Raw genomic sequence first — 15,258 nt, 5'->3', positions numbered from 1 at the left:
TCTTTGTTGCCCGTATCACAGAGAAACCCTGCTTCAACCCCTTGTCATCGGCCCCTCGCGCCCCAACTTCCTCCTGTGTCACTCCAGTTGTGTGTGCGATGGGCCGGGTTATGCACACAAGTCGTCCGGCGCACCTTGATCATGTCCGGTGCGTCACACCCTGAAGACGTCCAGGAAGGAACTCCACCAGCCCTTCGTCTTCTTCTGCGGCTCCGTGTGGGTGTGGTCGTGGTGCGCGGCCGACGTCTCGTCCGGGATGGCATTCCGGGACGGAACGGGCGACTGAGTCACCGATGCCGTGGTGGTCCGGCGGGCCGGGGCGGCGGTGAAGTGCACGGGGAGCGACACCAGGGCACGGTGGAAGGGGCCGGGCCGCCATTCGACCGCGGAGGGGTGCACGGCGAGAGCGAGGTCGGGCACGGAGTTGAGGATCTTCTCGATCGCGGTGAGGGCGATGAGCTGCGCGGGGGACTTCGCCGGGCAGACGTGCGGGCCCGCGCCCCAGGCCAGATGGGCGCCCTTGCTCAGGGTCTGCCGGGCGTCGGTGAGCGCGGGGTCGCTGTTCGCGGCGGCGAAACTGATCAGCACCGGGGTGTCCGCCTTCAGCGTCACCCCGCCCAGGTCGATGTCCTGGACCGGGTAGTGCGTCGCGTAGTTGGCTATCGGCGGGTTGTTCCACAGCACGTCGTCGAGGGCGTCCTCGACCAGCATCCCGGTACCCCGCCGGTGCGAGACCCCGGTGTCGCTGGACAGCATGAGGAGCAGCGCGTTGGCGATGAGGTTGCGCTCCGGCTCGACGCCCGCGCCCATCAGCATGACGAGCTGGTCCTTGAGCTCCTCGTCCCGCAGCCCCGCCGGGTGCTGGATGAGCCAGGAGGTGATGTCCTCACCGGGCTGGCGCCGCTTGAGCGCGACGAGCTCCATCAGGCACTCGGTCAGCTCGGCGTTGGCCCGGAGCACGTCCTCGCCGTCGAAGATCGCGGACATGCTGCGGGTCAGCCGGTCGCCGATGTCGCCGGGGCAGCCGAAGAGCTGGTTGAAAAGCAGCAGCGGCAGCAGCTTGGCGTAGTCGCCGAGCAGGTCCGCGCTGCCGCGCTCGATGAACTGGTCGATGAGGTAGTCGGCTATCCGCTCCACGTCCCGGCTGAGCCGGGTGGTGTTGAGCCGGCCGAGGCTCTCGGTGACCGCCTTGCGCAGCCGGAGGTGCTCGGTGCCGTCCGTGAACAGGCAGTTGGGCCGGTACGCCATCATCGGCAGCACCGGGCTGTCCAGCGGCACCCGGCCCTCCCGCAGTGCCGCCCACCGTCGCGAGTCCCGGGCGAAGTAGGACGGGTTCTGCAGCACCCGGAGCGCGGCCTCGTGCTGCACGATCAGGGTGGCCTCCACGCCGGGGGCCAGCTCGATCGGAGCGGCGAGTCCGTGCGCCCGGAATTCGTCGTACACGCGCTGCGGGTCGGCGGCGAACTCCGGCCCGTAGAGCGACGTCTGGCGCCCACCGCTCATCGGGCACCCGGTGGGTGCGCTGTACGGGGTGGATCCCGGCGACGAGTCCATGTGTGATTCCTAGGTGTGAACGCGGACCCGAAGGGCCCGGACGGCGGAAGGTGAACGGGGCCGGAAGCGATGGCCCGACCGGCCCGTACGTACGGGGGGCGTACGCACGGCGGTCGGGTGACAGCCTCTCAGGCCACGTGTGCCAGAAGGTGCTGGACCAGGGTGATCAGGGCCTGCGCGGACGACTTCTCGTCCCGGGCGTCGCAGTACACCACCGGGGTGTCCGGCAGCAGATCGAGCGCCTCGCGCAACTCCTCCTCGGCATGCCGGGAGTACGGATCGAAGCTGTTGACCGCGACCGCGTACTCCAGCCCGTACGTCTCGACCAGGTCGATCACCGGGAAGGTGTCGGAAAGACGGGCCGGGTCGACCAGGAGCAGCGCGCCGAGCGAGCCGCGGGCCATGTCCTCCCACAGCTCGACGAAGCGCTGCTGGCCCGGCGTGCCGAACAGGTACAGCACCAGTTCGTCGCTGAGTGTCAGACGGCCGAAGTCCAGCGCGACCGTGGTGGTCACCTTGTCGGGCGCGCCCCGCAGATCGTCGATGTGCGCGCCGGCCTGCGTCATCCGCTCCTCGGTGCGCAGCGGAGTGATCTCGGAGAGGGTGCCGATGAGCGTCGTCTTGCCCACGGCGAAGTGCCCGACGACGAGAATCTTCGCCGCACGCCGCACCGCGTCCGGCACGTAGATGCTGTCAGCCGAACCGGACGTGGAGTCCATGCAACACCTCTTCGAGGATCTTCCTGTCAACGAGCTGAGCCGCCGGTGGCGCCTTGCGGCGCATCAGATGACCCTGCTCCGCTAAGTCGTTCAGCAGCAGCCTCGCCACCCCGACCGGCTGGCCGAGGTGACCCGCCACCTCGGCCACCGACAGATAGCCGCCGGAGCACAGCTCCCAGATGGCCCGGACCTCCGGGCTCGGGTTCGGGGGCGGCTGCCGGTCGGGTGCGATGGTGACCAGGGTGACGAGGGAGAGGCCCTCCGCGTCGGGCAGGCCGCGCCCGCCGGTGATGACGTAGGAGCGGACGAACCCGCTGTTGACCGCCTGCTCCTCGCCCGGCGTCGTCATACGTCTATTCCCGCGTCCTGGCGGGGAGGTGTGGTCATCGCCTTCCCCAGCGCGGCGACCTGCTGCTGCATGCGGAAGGACATGGCCTCCATGTCGACATCGGCCGCTGCGGCCGCCGCCAGGTAGGCACCGGTGCCCGCCGCGATCAGGAAGATCCAGCCGTGGTCGTACTCCAGCAGCGTCTGCCGCCAGCGGCCCGGGGCCCGGGCCCCGATGAAGGGTGCGACGGCCCGGCTCAGCGACTGCATGGAACTCATCGCGGCCGCCACGGTCTCGGCGTCGTCCCGGCCGATATCGCTGGAGCTGGCCAGCAGCAGACCGTCGGCGGAGACGAGGATCGCATGCCGCGCGCCGGGAACCTGGAGCACATCGTTGAGCACCCAGGACAGATCGGGGTTCACTGGAACTCGGGTCCTTCCATCGTCGTCATGTCACGCCCGGACCGTGTTCCGCGCTGGAACGCGCCCAGTCGGGAAGCGGTCTCCTCGTTGCTGCGCACCGGCTCCGGCCCGGTGGAAGGCACCACCGACACCGGGCTCTTGCGACGACGCTTGGGCAGGCCACCGGCGGTGGTGGCGACGGGTCCGGTGGGCTGCGGAGCGGCGATCGGCTGCGCGACCGGAGAGAACAGCGGTGTCGGGGACGGTGCGGGCGCCTGACGCCGGGGGAGTGCCGCCACTTCCGCTTCGTGATGGGCGGCGACCGGCGGCGGCGAGGGCACATCGCCGGTGAGCAGCTCGTCGGGCAGAAGGACCACCGCGCGTACACCTCCATAGGGCGATACGGAGTCCACCGAGACCCTGAACCCGTAACGGGCGGCGAGCACACCGGAGACGGCGAACCCGAACTGCGGGGGAATGCCCAGGCTGGAGACGCTGATCGCGGCCTGCGGCGCGAGGAGGGCCGCCGCGCGGTCCTTCTCCTCCTGGCCCATGCCGAGACCGGCGTCGTCGACGATGAGGCAGACGCCCGTCGGCACGGCCTGGATGTTGATCTCCACCGGGGTGCCGGGAGCGGAGTAGTTGGTGGCGTTGGCCAGCAGCTCGGCCAGGACGACCGCGACGGGCTCCACGGCCTTGCTGACGACCGAGAAGTTCACCTGCCCGTTGATCCGCACCCGGTCGAACTGCCGGATACGGCCCTGGGCGCTGCGGGCCACGTCGAAGACGGAGGCGACGGTCTCCCGGCGTCCGAGCCAGCCGCCGCACAGCACCGCGATGCCCTGCGCGCGGCGGCCGAACTGACTGTTGGCGTGGTCGATGGCCATCAGGTCGGCGAGCATGCCGGGGTCGTCGCCGTACTTCTGCTGGGCGTTCTCGATGACCACCTGCTGCTCGTCCGCGAGCCCCTGGAGGGTACGCACGGCGGCCTTGAGGACCGCCTTGGTCTCCTCCTCGGCGTCCCTGCGGACTTCGGCCAGCTCGGAGGAGTGCTGATGCGTCAGACCTGTGTGCGCGACATGGAGTTCGTCACGCTGACGCTGCAGCATGTCGCGTTGCTGGTGTAGTTCGGCGTTCTGTCTGCGAAGCCCGATATTGGTCTTGCGAGCCCGCAGAACGGCACCTACGGCGATCAGCGCGACGACAACCAGTGCCCACAGAAGAGGGCCCTGTGCAAATGTCATGAGACTCACTTCAAGTGCCATGGCTATGGATACGGCTTGACGCTCCCTCATGTGCCGCAGGCGCCGGACCGGTCGTGCCCAAGCTCGCGACACCCAGGGGAGGCCCCTCCGGATGTGGGGCCGAGGAGTCCATCCCTCCCGGAATGCCCCCATACGCCATCAGCCCACTGGAAGTAAGATGATCTTAACATCGGGCAGGCGGGCAATTGTCAAGACCGACACGCCAGTTGCACTCTTGACGCGGAATGTTCACAAGAGGGCGCCGTGGTGTCCTTGCCACGGGGCCGGTTGCGGCCCGTCGCCGGCCGCAGTGGACGGGCGGGACGGGACGCGCGGCATCGCGGGCGGGCCCACCCGCGATGCGGCACGTCATGTGTCAACGGGTCAGGACTTGACCAGGGTGATCTGGGTGGTGTTGTCACCGGCGTTCACGGTCACCGGGTAGTCCCGGTCGTCCGCCCGGCCGAAGCCGCGGAACAGCGCGGTGCCGGGGCGGAAGGCGAACCCGGGCTCCATCGCGGTGGTGGGAATGGTGACGTTCCACGGAACCGGGGCGCCGGGAGTGCAGTCGACCATCTCGTCCTCGTACCTGCCGACCGCCTCGCCGCTCTTCTGGGTCTGGGCGACCAGGCCGGAGAGCGATATGCGGGCCGGCTTGTTGCAGGTGGCGGTGCCACCGACGGTGACCTGTCCGGTCTTGGTGTCGACCTTGCCCTCGGGGTTCAGGCCGAGCCCGATGGCAAGCTCGGCCGGAGGCTCGGCGGTGCGGGCGTGCACCTCGCCGCGCAGGGGGAGCGCGGAGCCGTTGCAGTACTGCTCGAAGGTGGCGTCGAGCTCACGGACGTAGCCGTAGGGGCCGTAGGAGATGTGGGAGACGGTGAACGAACCGGTGCTGGTGGTGCACCACCGGTCGTCGGCCCCGAACTCCAGCTGGGGATCCTGCGGTTGGGCGTCGGGCCAGCGGGAGGCCCCGGTGTAGGTGGCGCCCTCGGTCAGTTTCTGGCCCTCGGGGGCCTGGAGGTGGAGGGACCAGCGCTTGCCCTCGGGGGTGACGATCGTGACGCCGACGGCGCTCTGGGCGGTGGGCCCCGATACGTCGAACATCTCGACCGACCCGGCCGTGAACTCCTGGGACCGGCCGTCGGAGACGAACTCTCCCGCCTCGCCGCTGAACGCGAGCGAACCCGAGACCGCTTCGTGCGCCTGTGCGGTGCCGGACAGCGGAGCCACCGCCACTGCCATGGCCATCGCCGCCGTGAGGACGGCCGCCGCGCGGGCCGCCCTGCGTCCGGTCGTACTGCTCTTCATCAAGGTTCTTCCTCCTGCGGGAACGTTGCCCGTCCCGGTGAGCCGGAACGGGGCTGCACACGCGTCACCGAATGACAGTGCCGGTCGAGCCGGACGGAGGGGGGCGGCTTCGATCTCCTCGGTGACGCAGGCAGGAAGCTAACAGCGCCCACTGACAGCGCTGACGCAGATGCGGTCAGCCGATGCAGATGACGAGCAGGCAGAGCTGGGCCGGTGGTGTCGCCGTCGGGGCGGGATCCCGGGGCGGCGTGTCCGCCGCGGGGGCGGCCGGAGGGATGGTCGTGCGCCGGGCCGGGGCGCTGGTGGCGGGCGTTTCGGCCGTCGCGGGAGTGGTGCGTGGCTTCGGGGTCGTCGCCGAGGCGGGGCGGGCCGCGACGACGGGCAGCCGCGTGCGCTTCGTGCCGGCGGTGGACACCGCGACGCTGATCCTCCGCGACGAGCCGCTCGTGGCGGTCGGGTGGGTGTCGGTGCCGGAGCTCTGCGGGGCGCGGGTACTCGGCCCGGTGGACGACGAGTCGGTTTCGGTGGCGTTGTCGGTACCGGGGGCGTCCGGCCGGTCCGGGGCGGTGGCCCTCGGCTCGGGTGTCGTGGCGGCGGCCTGTGCGTCGTGGCCGGTGGACGGCCGGGAGGACGGCAGTACGGCGAGGGTGAGGCCGCCCCCGACGAGCGCGACGGTCGAGGCGAGCACGGCCCGGCGCCGGTGCTTCTTCCAGCGCGCCAGTTGGCGACGCCGGGCGGCGCGGCCCTGAGTGGTGGGCGTGGCGGGAGTGGAGGAAGCGGCGGACGCGGCCGGGACGTCGGGGGTGTCAGGGGTGTCGTCGTCGAAGCCGAGGTCGAAACAGTGCGCCGAGTCCGGATAGGCCGCCTGCTCCTGCGCGGGCCAGGCCGCCCCCGCCGGCGCGACGGTTGCCGGAGCCGCGATACGGCGGTGATGGCCGGAAGGGGCGGGAGGAGCGATGTCCGGTGCGTACGCGCCGCAGCCGGGGCACGCCAGGGCCCCGTTGAGGGTCCGGCGGCACGAGGAGCAGTAGTCCATCCGCGATCCTTCTGTGCCGACCGCGCCACCAGGCACGCCGGCGACCTGTTCGAGTTCGCACTCCTGACCGAGCGGGCAACAACGTAACGGCACGCACGGGAGGTTATGCGCAGCAGGTGTGTTGCTCTCGCGAAGATCTCCGTCGACGCAGGCGCCGGCCCGGGTTCCATCAGAACCTCGCCGCGTCGCTCACACCGCCGCTGCTGGGCGGGCTCATGGCCTCGGCCGGGTACGCGCGGGGCTTCATGCCGACCGGAGCGCTGCCCGTCGCGGCCTGCTTCGTGATCCCCGCACTCAACGGCCCGAAGACTCACTCCTGACCATCGGCACCACCATCGACGCCATCATCGGTGTACGGGGAGACCGGCCGCTCGAAGAGGGTCTCCAGGACCACCGTGGCCCGCGTCCCGTTGACTCCCCCGATCGCGTATATCCGGCGCAGCACGTCCTGCAACTGCTGGGTGGTCGCGGTCCTGACCTTCACCAGCACCGAGGCGCTGCCGGCGATGACATGGGCCTCGACGATCTCGGGGAGCGCGGCGAAGTGCTCCGCCGAATCGCCCATCCAGGACGTGGAGTCGACCGTCACGTACGCGAGTACGCCGTGACCCACCGCCGCCGGATCGACCTCGACCGCAGTGCGCCGGATCACGCCGCGTTCCCGCAGCTTCCGGACGCGTTCATGAGTGGCCCCGGCCGAGAGCCCGACGGACCTGCTCAGCTCGGCGTAGGACCGGGTGGCGTCCTGCTGGAGCTGCGCCAGCAGGACACGGTCGATGTGATCCACGACTCTCCAATCCATGTTCGGCAGACATGCGCTCGAACCATATGTCATCTTGCGTTCACTGCTGGATGCCGTACATTATTCGGCACCTTCTGAGAGGGATGGACACCATGACCAGCGAACGTCCCCTGCTGTACGAGGCCTTCGACGACCGGTTCCGTACCGGGCGGTGCATGAACGGCGATGCGGGTCTTGAGGTCCTGTACACAGGCTGCCGCTGGGCCGAGGGGCCGCTCTACGTACCCGCTTGGCGGCAGCTGGTCTGGAGCGACATCCCCAACGACCGGATGCTGCGCTGGGACGAGGAGACCGGCGCCGTCGGCGTTTTCCGCCGCCCGGCGGGGCACACGAACGGCAACACCCTCGACCGCGAGGGCCGGCTCGTCACCTGCGAGCAGGGAAACCGCCGGGTGACCCGTACCGAACACGACGGCACGATCACCGTGCTGGCTTCCCACTGGCAGGGCAAACGCCTCAACAGCCCGAACGACGCGACGGTTAAGTCCGACGGCTCGATCTGGTTCTCCGACCCGGACTTCGGTATCACCAGCGACTACGAGGGCCATCGGGCCGAGAGCGAGATCGGGGCCAACAACGTCTACCGCATCGACCCGTCCACCGGCGAAGTGCGCCTGGTCGCCGACTGTTTCGGCGCCCCGAACGGCCTGGTCTTCTCGGCCGACGAGCGGCGGCTGTTCGTCTCCGACACCAGGGCGGGCCTCATCCGGGTCTTCGACGTGCGCGACGACGGCACGCTGTCGGACGGCGAGATCTTCGCCGCGGCCAAGGCCCGCCCGGCGGCCCGCTTCGACAATCTCCGCTTCGACGACGACGGCCGGCTCTGGGCCGCCGCGCTGAACGACGGGGTGCACTGCTACGACCCGGACGGCACCCTGATCGGGCGCCTGAACATCCCCGAGGTGGTGGCCAACATCTCCTGGGGCGGCGCCAAGCGCAACCGACTCTTCATCACCGCCGGGACCAGCCTCTATTCGGTGGTCATGAGCGTCACGGGCACCCACCCGGCGGGCCCGGGTCAGCGGCCCTGGCCGCCCTCCGCCGGGTGAATCGACACCACCGCGACCACCTGGAACAGCCCGCGTCCCGTCCGCCGTTCCGTCCGTCGTCCGGGTCCGAGGCGGCGGGTGCCCGACGGGCGGTCACTCCGGCGTCGGCGGGGTGAAGACGCGGTCCAGGTGGTGGCGCAGTACCTCGGCGGCCGATTCCGCCGGCCGTTGGCCCACCAGGATGCTGGTGCCCATGCCGGCCGCCATGGCGAGCAGGCTGATGGCCTCCGTGCGGGCGTCCACCCCGGGATCGGCGAGGCCGGCCTCCTGCGCCTGCCGCAGCAGGCCGGTCAGGGCGTCCTCGGCGGCGTCCGGATTCTTGATGAACGGCTGTGCCGCCAAGACCTCGTCGGTCACGGACAGGATCGCGTACGAGCTGTAGAGCAGGTGGAAGGTCCGGCCCTCCTCGTCGGTCGGGAGAGAGGTCAGCAGCAGCGCCTCGGCGATCGCGCGCGGGCCCGGAGCCGTCCCGCCGGCCTGCAGACGGGCGCCCACCCGGGCGGTGAACCGGTCGGTCAGATGCTGGAGCCCGTAGAGCAGCAGCTTCTCCTTGGTCCCGAAGTAGTACTGCACGAGCCTCAGCGACACACCGGCCTCGGCCGCCACGTCCCGCATGCCGACCGCGTGCAGTCCGCGCCGCCCGGCGACCCGGACGAGCGCCTCTGCGATCTGGCCCCGTCGTTCCTCGTGGTCCACGCGTTTCGGCATGCTCTCGTGTCTCCACCCGTCGGTTCCTCCTGCGCGGTCCGGCTGCCCGGACGCCTTCATGGTACCGCTGTACCAAGGTAGTGATACAGTCGTATTACGAAGAACGAGAATGAAGCACGAAGTGCGAAACACGAGAACGAGATCCTCACCGGAGGTGCCGCCGTGCCCGAAAACGCGACCCGCGTACGCCGTGACATCGGCCGATACGTCAACGACACCTTGCGCGACCGGTACTTCGCCGCCTGCGATGCCGTCTACGCGCTCGGCGCCCCGGCCCGTTCCGAGGCGGACGTCGAGACCGCCTTCGGCACGACCCACGTCTACCGCTACGGCCCCACCGACCCGGCCGCCGAGTCCCGCACCCCGGTCGTCCTGATCCACGGCTCCGGCGGCTGTTCCGCGCAGTGGTACCCCAACACCCGCGCGCTCGCCGCCGAACGCCCCGTCTACGCCCTGGACACCCCCGGTGACCCCGGCCGCAGCGTGCACCGGGAACCCATGTGGCAGCCCGAGCGCGCCGCCCAGTGGATGGACGAGGCCCTGGACGCGCTGGGCCTGGACCGGGTCCACCTAGTCGGCTCCTCCTACGGAGGCTGGCTCGTCATCAACCAGGCACACCTGCGCCCCGGCCGACTCGCCTCGGTCACCGCCCTCGACCCGGGCGGCCTGGAGAAGGTCGGCCTGCGCTTCTTCGCCTGGGTCTTCGCCAGCCTCTTCGCCACCTTCGCGCCCAAGGTGCTGCGGCCCCGCCTGGCGGCCTGGCTGGAACAACCGGTGCTGATCGTCCCGGAGTTGCGCGCGATGATCCGCTCGGGCGTACGGGCCTTCCGCATCCGCCGCCCCGCGCCCCTGCCCCTGTCCGACGACCAACTGGCCACCATCCGCACCCCGTTCCACCTGATCATGGGCAAGCGCAGCCTCCTGGTGCACCCGCAACGGCAACTGGAACGAGTGCCGCGCCTGATCCCCGGAGCCCGAGCCGAAATCATCGCCGCGACCGGCCACGGCCCGCAGATCGACCACCCCGACCTGATCAACGCCCGGATGCTGGACTTCATGAAGGACACGGACGCCGCCACGCCACCCACGAACCGCGCCGGTACCGTGGACGTCTGACAGTTTGAGCATTCGTACTCATGTGCGGCGCCCGGTCCGACCGGCAGGTTGGTCAGCAAGCAGCTGACAGGCTGTCTCCCACGGACGGAGCGCTGATGGGCACGGAGCACGGCAGACCATCGGCCGGCCGGCAGATCGCGGCCGGCGCGGCACTGTTCCTCATCGACCTGACGGTCATCGCCTGGCTGGTGTTCCGCTACGGAATGACCGGCTGGGCCGACGCCTACGACAGCGGCAATCCGCCCGACGCGCCCGGGGAGGCGCTGCGGGGAATGTGGATCCTGTTCGGCGGCGCGGTCATCACAGGCGGCGGTCTCCTTCTCCTGCGATGGCGGATCACCGGGATCGTGCAGCTGGTCGTCCTGGGAGCGGGAGGCGGGTTCCTCGCCTGCTGCGCCGCCGCCAGCGGGTGACGGCACGCGATCAGGCGGTCTCCAGGAACGACGGCGGGGAGCGGGGCTTCCAGGATCAGTGTGCGGGGCAGCGTGAGGGCGAAGCGCGTTTCGAGGACGCCGAGGGCGACGCGGTGCGCGTCCTGACGCGGCAGGTCCTCGCCGGGCAGGCCGGCCGCGTGAAGGACGTCGACCTGCCGGTCACGGCCGGCAGGTCGGCCATTCGGAATCCAGCCAGCTCCGATCGCTTTGTGCCATTCGTCGGCAACCTGCCTCCGGTGTCGCCGAGGTGCGGTTACACAGGATGGCCGGGGTGGCGCGCAGCCTTCCCGGTGTGGGGACGGGGCGGGCCGGTCGTCGGGGAGGTCTGAGCGCTTGCTGAGCAACTACGTGGGTGCAGTGCTGCTGCCGGTGTTCATCGCCCCGGCCGGCCGATGAGCACCGGCGCGCGCAAGGGGCGGCCGGGAGCGAGCAGACGTCCCGGCGGAGCGAGACGCCCTGGCGCGGTCAGGCGCCCTGGGGCGGCCGGGCGGGCGCCCGTGGGGCGGCGTTCCCGGCCCCGGAAGCGCGGCAAGTCGAGGCAGCGGGCGGAGGGTCGGCTGATCGGGACCCTGGTGGCCGTGGTGCTGGTGGTGGCCCTCGTCGACTGGCTGCTGGCCCATTGGTGGGTCCTGATCGTCGTGGCCGCGCTCGCGGTGGCGGCCGGCGGCGTCGGGTTGCGCCGGAAGCAGCAGCGGATGCGGTGGGAAGCGGTACGCGTACGGGGCTTGCGGTACGGGCTGTCCCAGCTGGACGCCCTGCACCACACCCGGTTCGAGGACGCCGTGCGGGACCTGATGAGCCGCGACGGCTGCCGGGACGCGGTCCGGGTCGGCGGTGGCGGGGACCTGGGCGCCGATGTGAAGGCGACCGATCCGTACGGGCGGCACTGGGTGATTCAGTGCAAGCACCGGCGCGACGGCCTCGCCGGCTCCGCGGTGGGCACGCCGGACTTTCAGGTGCTCAACGGCACCGCACGCCAGGTCCACGGCGCCGATGTCGCGGTGATCGTGACGAACGGCCGGGTGACCGCGCCCGCCGTGGCCTTCGCCGAGCAGCAGCGGCTGCATGTGGTCGACCGCCACACCCTCGCGGCGTGGGCGTCCGGCTCACGCCCCCTGTGGGAACTGCTCCGGGCCGTCCCGCCCCCTCGCGGACCGACTGCGTGAAGCCGGGTGAAACCGCGTGGGAACGCGTAGAAGTACGGGGTCCGCGCCCGGACTCGGACGTACGGCGAACACGCCGAGCGCGCAGCCGGAAAGGGCTGCTCGGGCACGCAGGGCGGCTCGGTCCATGTTCGAACCCGGACGGTAATCTTTTCGACCCGATCGGAAGGTGGCGAACGACCCCGCCCTTACGCCTGACCAAAATATAGAAAATCGGCCGAAAATTGAGAAACATAACATCGCGGTCTTTTCCGCGAATAAATTACAGAACCGCGCTCTCCGTCTGGCGTCGACCACGGGCACGACTCTGGGCCGTGGCGGGTGTCGTGACCCTCGGTTTCCTCATCGCGCTGGAGATCGCCGCTCATCACTACGGCCTGCCGGGGCCGCTCGCCAGCCAGGCGAAGGAGGTGGTGGTCGCCCCCAAATCAGGCCCCCTGCTGTATGCCGGCATGGCGTTGATGATGCTGGTGCTCACCTGGCGGGAACGGTTCATCGCGCTCGGCGCCGCGATCGGTATCGACGTCGCCTTCTGGGTGGTCCGATGGCTGGCCGATGCCGAGGTGACCGACGGCCACCCCTTCGGAAACGGCGCGTTGTGGGTGATCCTGGGCTGCGCGGTCATCGCCGTCACCCGCCGTACCGGCTCGGAACGCGTCCTGCTGCTGAAGGGCGTCGGGCTGGGCCTGCTGCTGGTGGCCGGCCGCAAGACCGGGGACACCTGGCTGCTCATCACCTCCAAGACCCGCCCGGAAGTGCTCGACCAGTACGTGGCGACCGCCGATCACGCGCTGGGCAACCCGTCGTGGCTGGTGGGCCGGCTCGTCACGGCCACCGGTCCGATCGGCTTCAACTTCCTCGACATCGTCTACGGCCAGCTCGCGGTGGCCGCGGTCCTGGTCGCGCTGTACCAACTCCGCAACGTGGCGAACGAGCGCCGCTTCCCGGGCCACCACCTGGTACGCACCTTCCTGGTGATCGGCCTCCTCGGGCCCGCCTTCTACATGATCTTCCCGGTGGTCGGACCGCTCTACGCCTACGGCACCGGCACCGAGCACTGGACATCCGTCAGCCTGTGGTGGTCGCAATCGCCGCCCACCGGGCAATGGGCGGTGGCCAACCTGTGGCCACAGACGCTGCCACCGGTCAGTGCCCCGCACCACATGCCGTTCGACGCCATCACCCCGCGGAACTGCATGCCCAGCCTGCACACGGCGTGGGCCACCGCGATCTTCATCCATTCCCGGAAGGGCCCACGGTTCCTGAGGTACGCGGGAACGTTCTGGCTGATCGCCACGCTGACCGCAACGCTGGGATTCGGTTACCACTACGGCGCGGACCTCATCGCCGGCGTGGTGTTCACGCTCACCATCGAGGCGGCCCTGCGCACGTTCGACCGCGGCTGGGACCGATCGGGGCTCCGGGTGGTCGCCTACGGCGCGACGGTGTTCGCCGCGCTCCTGGTGTCCTATCGCTATCTGCCGCTGGAGATGGCGAAGTACCCGTGGCTGGCCGGACCGCTTCTCGTACTGGCGATGGTCTCGGTGATCTACGCGTACGTAAGAACCGTCGCACGGTGGGAACCGGGAACCGCCCCGACGCGGCAGCCGGAACCGCAACCCGAACCGGCTTGAGCCGACTTGAGAACCCTGCCGTACCGGGGCGCACCGGGGTGCGGCATGAGCACTGCCCGAGCGGGGCCGGGACACCGGTACGCAGCCAGCGGCCCCCAGGCCGACGCTCTCGCGTCAGCGGAGCTGGGGACCAGGGCAAAAACGCAGCCCCAGGTCGCTGACCAGGGGCTTGGAACTGCTCGGTGTCGGGCCCGTTGGACGTCCGGCGCGTGGGGTGGGGTGCCCGCTCGGCACCCCACCCCGTGTGTCAGGCGTGGGTGCCGGCCTTGCGACGGCGTACGAGGAACACCGCGCCTGCGCCGATCGCCACGGCCGCGCCGCTCGCGAGGGCAAGCTGCGGCGTCGCGGAGGACGAGCCCGTGGCGGCGAGGCTGCCGCTCACCGGACGGGACGCGCTGCTCTGCGTCTTGACGTCCGAGGTGTTCGGCTTGGTGGTGCTGGGCTTGGCGTCGTCGACCTTGCCGGGCTTGCTGCCCGCGGCGGCGATCAGGAACTCGTAGCCTTCGAGGTCCGGGTTCCCGCCGCAGGTGCCGTTGTCGTTGAAGTAGTCACCGGCGACGAAGGTGACGCCGTTGCCTGCGGGGGCCGAGGCGTCGATCTTGAGGCGCATCTTGATGTCGGCGTGGGCACCGGCCTTCAGCGAGCTGATGGCGTCCATGTAGTGCTTGTTGTCGACGGTCTTCCACTTCGAGGACGAGGCGGAGGACCACTGCAGGTGCACCAGGTCATCGATGCTCTTGAGCCCGCTCCGGTCGGTCGCGTGGACGTAGGCGAACGGAAGCACCTCGTCCATCGTCTTGTCGGTGCCGTTGGTCACCCGGAGGTTGAAGTCGACCTTCGTACCGGCGACGACGGTGGACGGCAGCCCCGTGACGACCGTGGTGAGCCTGGCCTCCGGGACGCAGTCCTCACCGTCCTCGCCACCCTCCTCCTTCGCCTTGGCCAGCGCCTCGTCGGCGGCGGTCTTGTCAGCGAGGGCCGCCTTGGTGGCCTTCTGCGCCTGGTCCAGCTTCCGGACCGCGGCGACCCGCTCGTCGTCCCGCGCGTCCAGGGCTTCCACGACCGCGGCATCGGCGGCGGCCTTGGTCTCCTTGGCGGTCTCGGCGTCGGCCTTCGCTTCGGTGAGCTTGGTCGCGGCGGCGGCCTTCTCCTCCGCGGTGGCCGTCTCCGGGAGTGCGTCGACCACTGCCTGGGCGTCGATGACCGCCTGGTCGGCGTCCGCCTTCGCGGCGGCGGCGTCCGCCGCCGCGGCCTCGGCGGCCTTGGCGGCCACGGACAGAGGATTGGTGTCGGACAGGATGGCTTCCAGAGCCGCCTTGGCGGCACTCTCGGCCTTTACGGCGTCGTCGTACGTCGCCTTCGCGGCGGCGGCGGCCTTTTCCAGTTCCGCGATGGACGGCTTGTCCTGCGTCTTGTCCTGCGTCTGCGCTGCCGGCTTTTCGTCGGCGAACGCGGGGGTGACCGACAGCAGGAGGGCAGGCATGGTCACTGCGGCGGCAACAGCTGTGGCAAGAATCGGGCGAATCTTCACAAGAGCCCTTCGGTGTCCGAAAAAGTAGAAGGGGTCGCGGCGGGAGGGGGGCACGCAGATGCGACTTGAGGGGATCGTATGGCCGGGCCAACGGTCCACCGCCATGAGTTCTTCACCTGCTCCGGCTAATACCACAGAACCGCAACCGATAAAAAAGACAAAAGGGTGCAGTTGTGTTCGCCGCCTACACTTTCGCTGTGATCAATGCCATAGGGCCCCGGGTGCGGTGTT

At 70.1% G+C, this 15,258-nt stretch carries 16 protein-coding genes; 5 read left to right on the top strand and 11 right to left on the bottom strand.

Annotated features, from left to right (window positions below; translation table 11 throughout):
* Positions 1 to 153 precede the first annotated feature (153 nt).
* The 9 genes from ACIRJP_RS08470 to ACIRJP_RS08430 form a co-directional block, all read right to left on the bottom strand.
* Positions 154 to 1,554, bottom strand: a complete 1,401-nt coding sequence (locus ACIRJP_RS08470; RefSeq protein WP_404169886.1) for a cytochrome P450 — start codon at positions 1,552 to 1,554, stop codon at positions 154 to 156.
* A gap of 128 nt (positions 1,555 to 1,682) precedes the next feature.
* Positions 1,683 to 2,273, bottom strand: coding sequence for an ATP/GTP-binding protein (locus ACIRJP_RS08465; protein ID WP_351254215.1), 591 nt, complete (start codon positions 2,271 to 2,273; stop codon positions 1,683 to 1,685).
* Entirely contained in the window at positions 2,248 to 2,622 is a 375-nt protein-coding gene (locus ACIRJP_RS08460) for a DUF742 domain-containing protein (protein WP_404169882.1), read from the bottom strand. Before ACIRJP_RS08460 ends, ACIRJP_RS08465 begins: the two co-directional genes overlap by 26 nt.
* Positions 2,619 to 3,023 (bottom strand): roadblock/LC7 domain-containing protein, encoded by a 405-nt coding sequence (locus ACIRJP_RS08455; protein ID WP_383711610.1) that lies wholly within the window; start codon positions 3,021 to 3,023, stop codon positions 2,619 to 2,621. The genes ACIRJP_RS08460 and ACIRJP_RS08455 overlap by 4 nt, the downstream gene beginning before the upstream one ends.
* On the bottom strand, positions 3,020 to 4,246 hold the full coding sequence (locus tag ACIRJP_RS08450) for an ATP-binding protein (RefSeq protein WP_404169879.1): 1,227 nt from the start codon (positions 4,244 to 4,246) through the stop codon (positions 3,020 to 3,022). Before ACIRJP_RS08450 ends, ACIRJP_RS08455 begins: the two co-directional genes overlap by 4 nt.
* Before the next feature lie 384 nt (positions 4,247 to 4,630).
* A complete protein-coding gene (locus tag ACIRJP_RS08445; RefSeq protein WP_404169876.1) occupies positions 4,631 to 5,554 on the bottom strand; it encodes a hypothetical protein in 924 nt (307 codons plus the stop codon).
* 175 nt (positions 5,555 to 5,729) lie between these two features.
* Positions 5,730 to 6,590, bottom strand: coding sequence for a hypothetical protein (locus ACIRJP_RS08440; RefSeq protein WP_404169873.1), 861 nt, complete (start codon positions 6,588 to 6,590; stop codon positions 5,730 to 5,732).
* A 169-nt stretch (positions 6,591 to 6,759) separates the two neighbouring features.
* A complete protein-coding gene (locus ACIRJP_RS08435; RefSeq protein WP_404169870.1) occupies positions 6,760 to 6,888 on the bottom strand; it encodes a hypothetical protein in 129 nt (42 codons plus the stop codon).
* A gap of 12 nt (positions 6,889 to 6,900) precedes the next feature.
* The gene (locus ACIRJP_RS08430) at positions 6,901 to 7,377 is read right to left on the bottom strand and encodes an Lrp/AsnC family transcriptional regulator (protein WP_404169867.1); all 477 of its coding nucleotides are present in this window, start codon (positions 7,375 to 7,377) and stop codon (positions 6,901 to 6,903) included.
* Positions 7,378 to 7,484: 107 nt separating this feature from the next.
* Between ACIRJP_RS08430 and ACIRJP_RS08425 the strand changes: the two genes are divergently transcribed.
* Entirely contained in the window at positions 7,485 to 8,441 is a 957-nt protein-coding gene (locus ACIRJP_RS08425) for an SMP-30/gluconolactonase/LRE family protein (RefSeq protein ID WP_404169864.1), read from the top strand.
* A 93-nt stretch (positions 8,442 to 8,534) separates the two neighbouring features.
* Here ACIRJP_RS08425 and ACIRJP_RS08420 read toward each other — a convergent pair whose 3' ends face one another.
* Positions 8,535 to 9,149, bottom strand: coding sequence for a TetR/AcrR family transcriptional regulator (locus tag ACIRJP_RS08420; RefSeq protein ID WP_404169861.1), 615 nt, complete (start codon positions 9,147 to 9,149; stop codon positions 8,535 to 8,537).
* Positions 9,150 to 9,311: 162 nt separating this feature from the next.
* On the opposite strand from ACIRJP_RS08420, the gene ACIRJP_RS08415 reads away from it, so the two are divergent.
* The 4 genes from ACIRJP_RS08415 to ACIRJP_RS08400 all read left to right on the top strand — a co-directional run bounded on the left by ACIRJP_RS08415 (position 9,312) and on the right by ACIRJP_RS08400 (position 13,496).
* Complete coding sequence (locus ACIRJP_RS08415) at positions 9,312 to 10,265, top strand: alpha/beta fold hydrolase (RefSeq protein WP_404169858.1); 954 nt, start codon at positions 9,312 to 9,314, stop codon at positions 10,263 to 10,265.
* Between the two features lie 95 nt (positions 10,266 to 10,360).
* Positions 10,361 to 10,678 (top strand): DUF6234 family protein, encoded by a 318-nt coding sequence (locus tag ACIRJP_RS08410; RefSeq protein WP_404169855.1) that lies wholly within the window; start codon positions 10,361 to 10,363, stop codon positions 10,676 to 10,678.
* Between the two features lie 599 nt (positions 10,679 to 11,277).
* Positions 11,278 to 11,865 carry a restriction endonuclease gene (locus ACIRJP_RS08405; protein WP_404169852.1) on the top strand — a complete coding sequence of 196 codons (588 nt, stop codon included), beginning with the start codon at positions 11,278 to 11,280 and terminating at the stop codon, positions 11,863 to 11,865.
* A gap of 311 nt (positions 11,866 to 12,176) precedes the next feature.
* Positions 12,177 to 13,496, top strand: coding sequence for a phosphatase PAP2 family protein (locus ACIRJP_RS08400; RefSeq protein ID WP_404169850.1), 1,320 nt, complete (start codon positions 12,177 to 12,179; stop codon positions 13,494 to 13,496).
* 247 nt (positions 13,497 to 13,743) lie between these two features.
* On the opposite strand, the gene ACIRJP_RS08395 is transcribed toward ACIRJP_RS08400, so the two are convergent.
* Positions 13,744 to 15,027 carry an LAETG motif-containing sortase-dependent surface protein gene (locus tag ACIRJP_RS08395; RefSeq protein ID WP_404169847.1) on the bottom strand — a complete coding sequence of 428 codons (1,284 nt, stop codon included), beginning with the start codon at positions 15,025 to 15,027 and terminating at the stop codon, positions 13,744 to 13,746.
* Positions 15,028 to 15,258: the final 231 nt, after the last annotated feature.

It is taken from the genome of Streptomyces sp. NPDC102437 (assembly GCF_044765565.1).
Lineage (GTDB): Bacteria > Actinomycetota > Actinomycetes > Streptomycetales > Streptomycetaceae > Streptomyces.
Note: the sequence above shows the minus strand (reverse complement) of the source record. Positions and strands in the feature narration are given on the sequence as shown.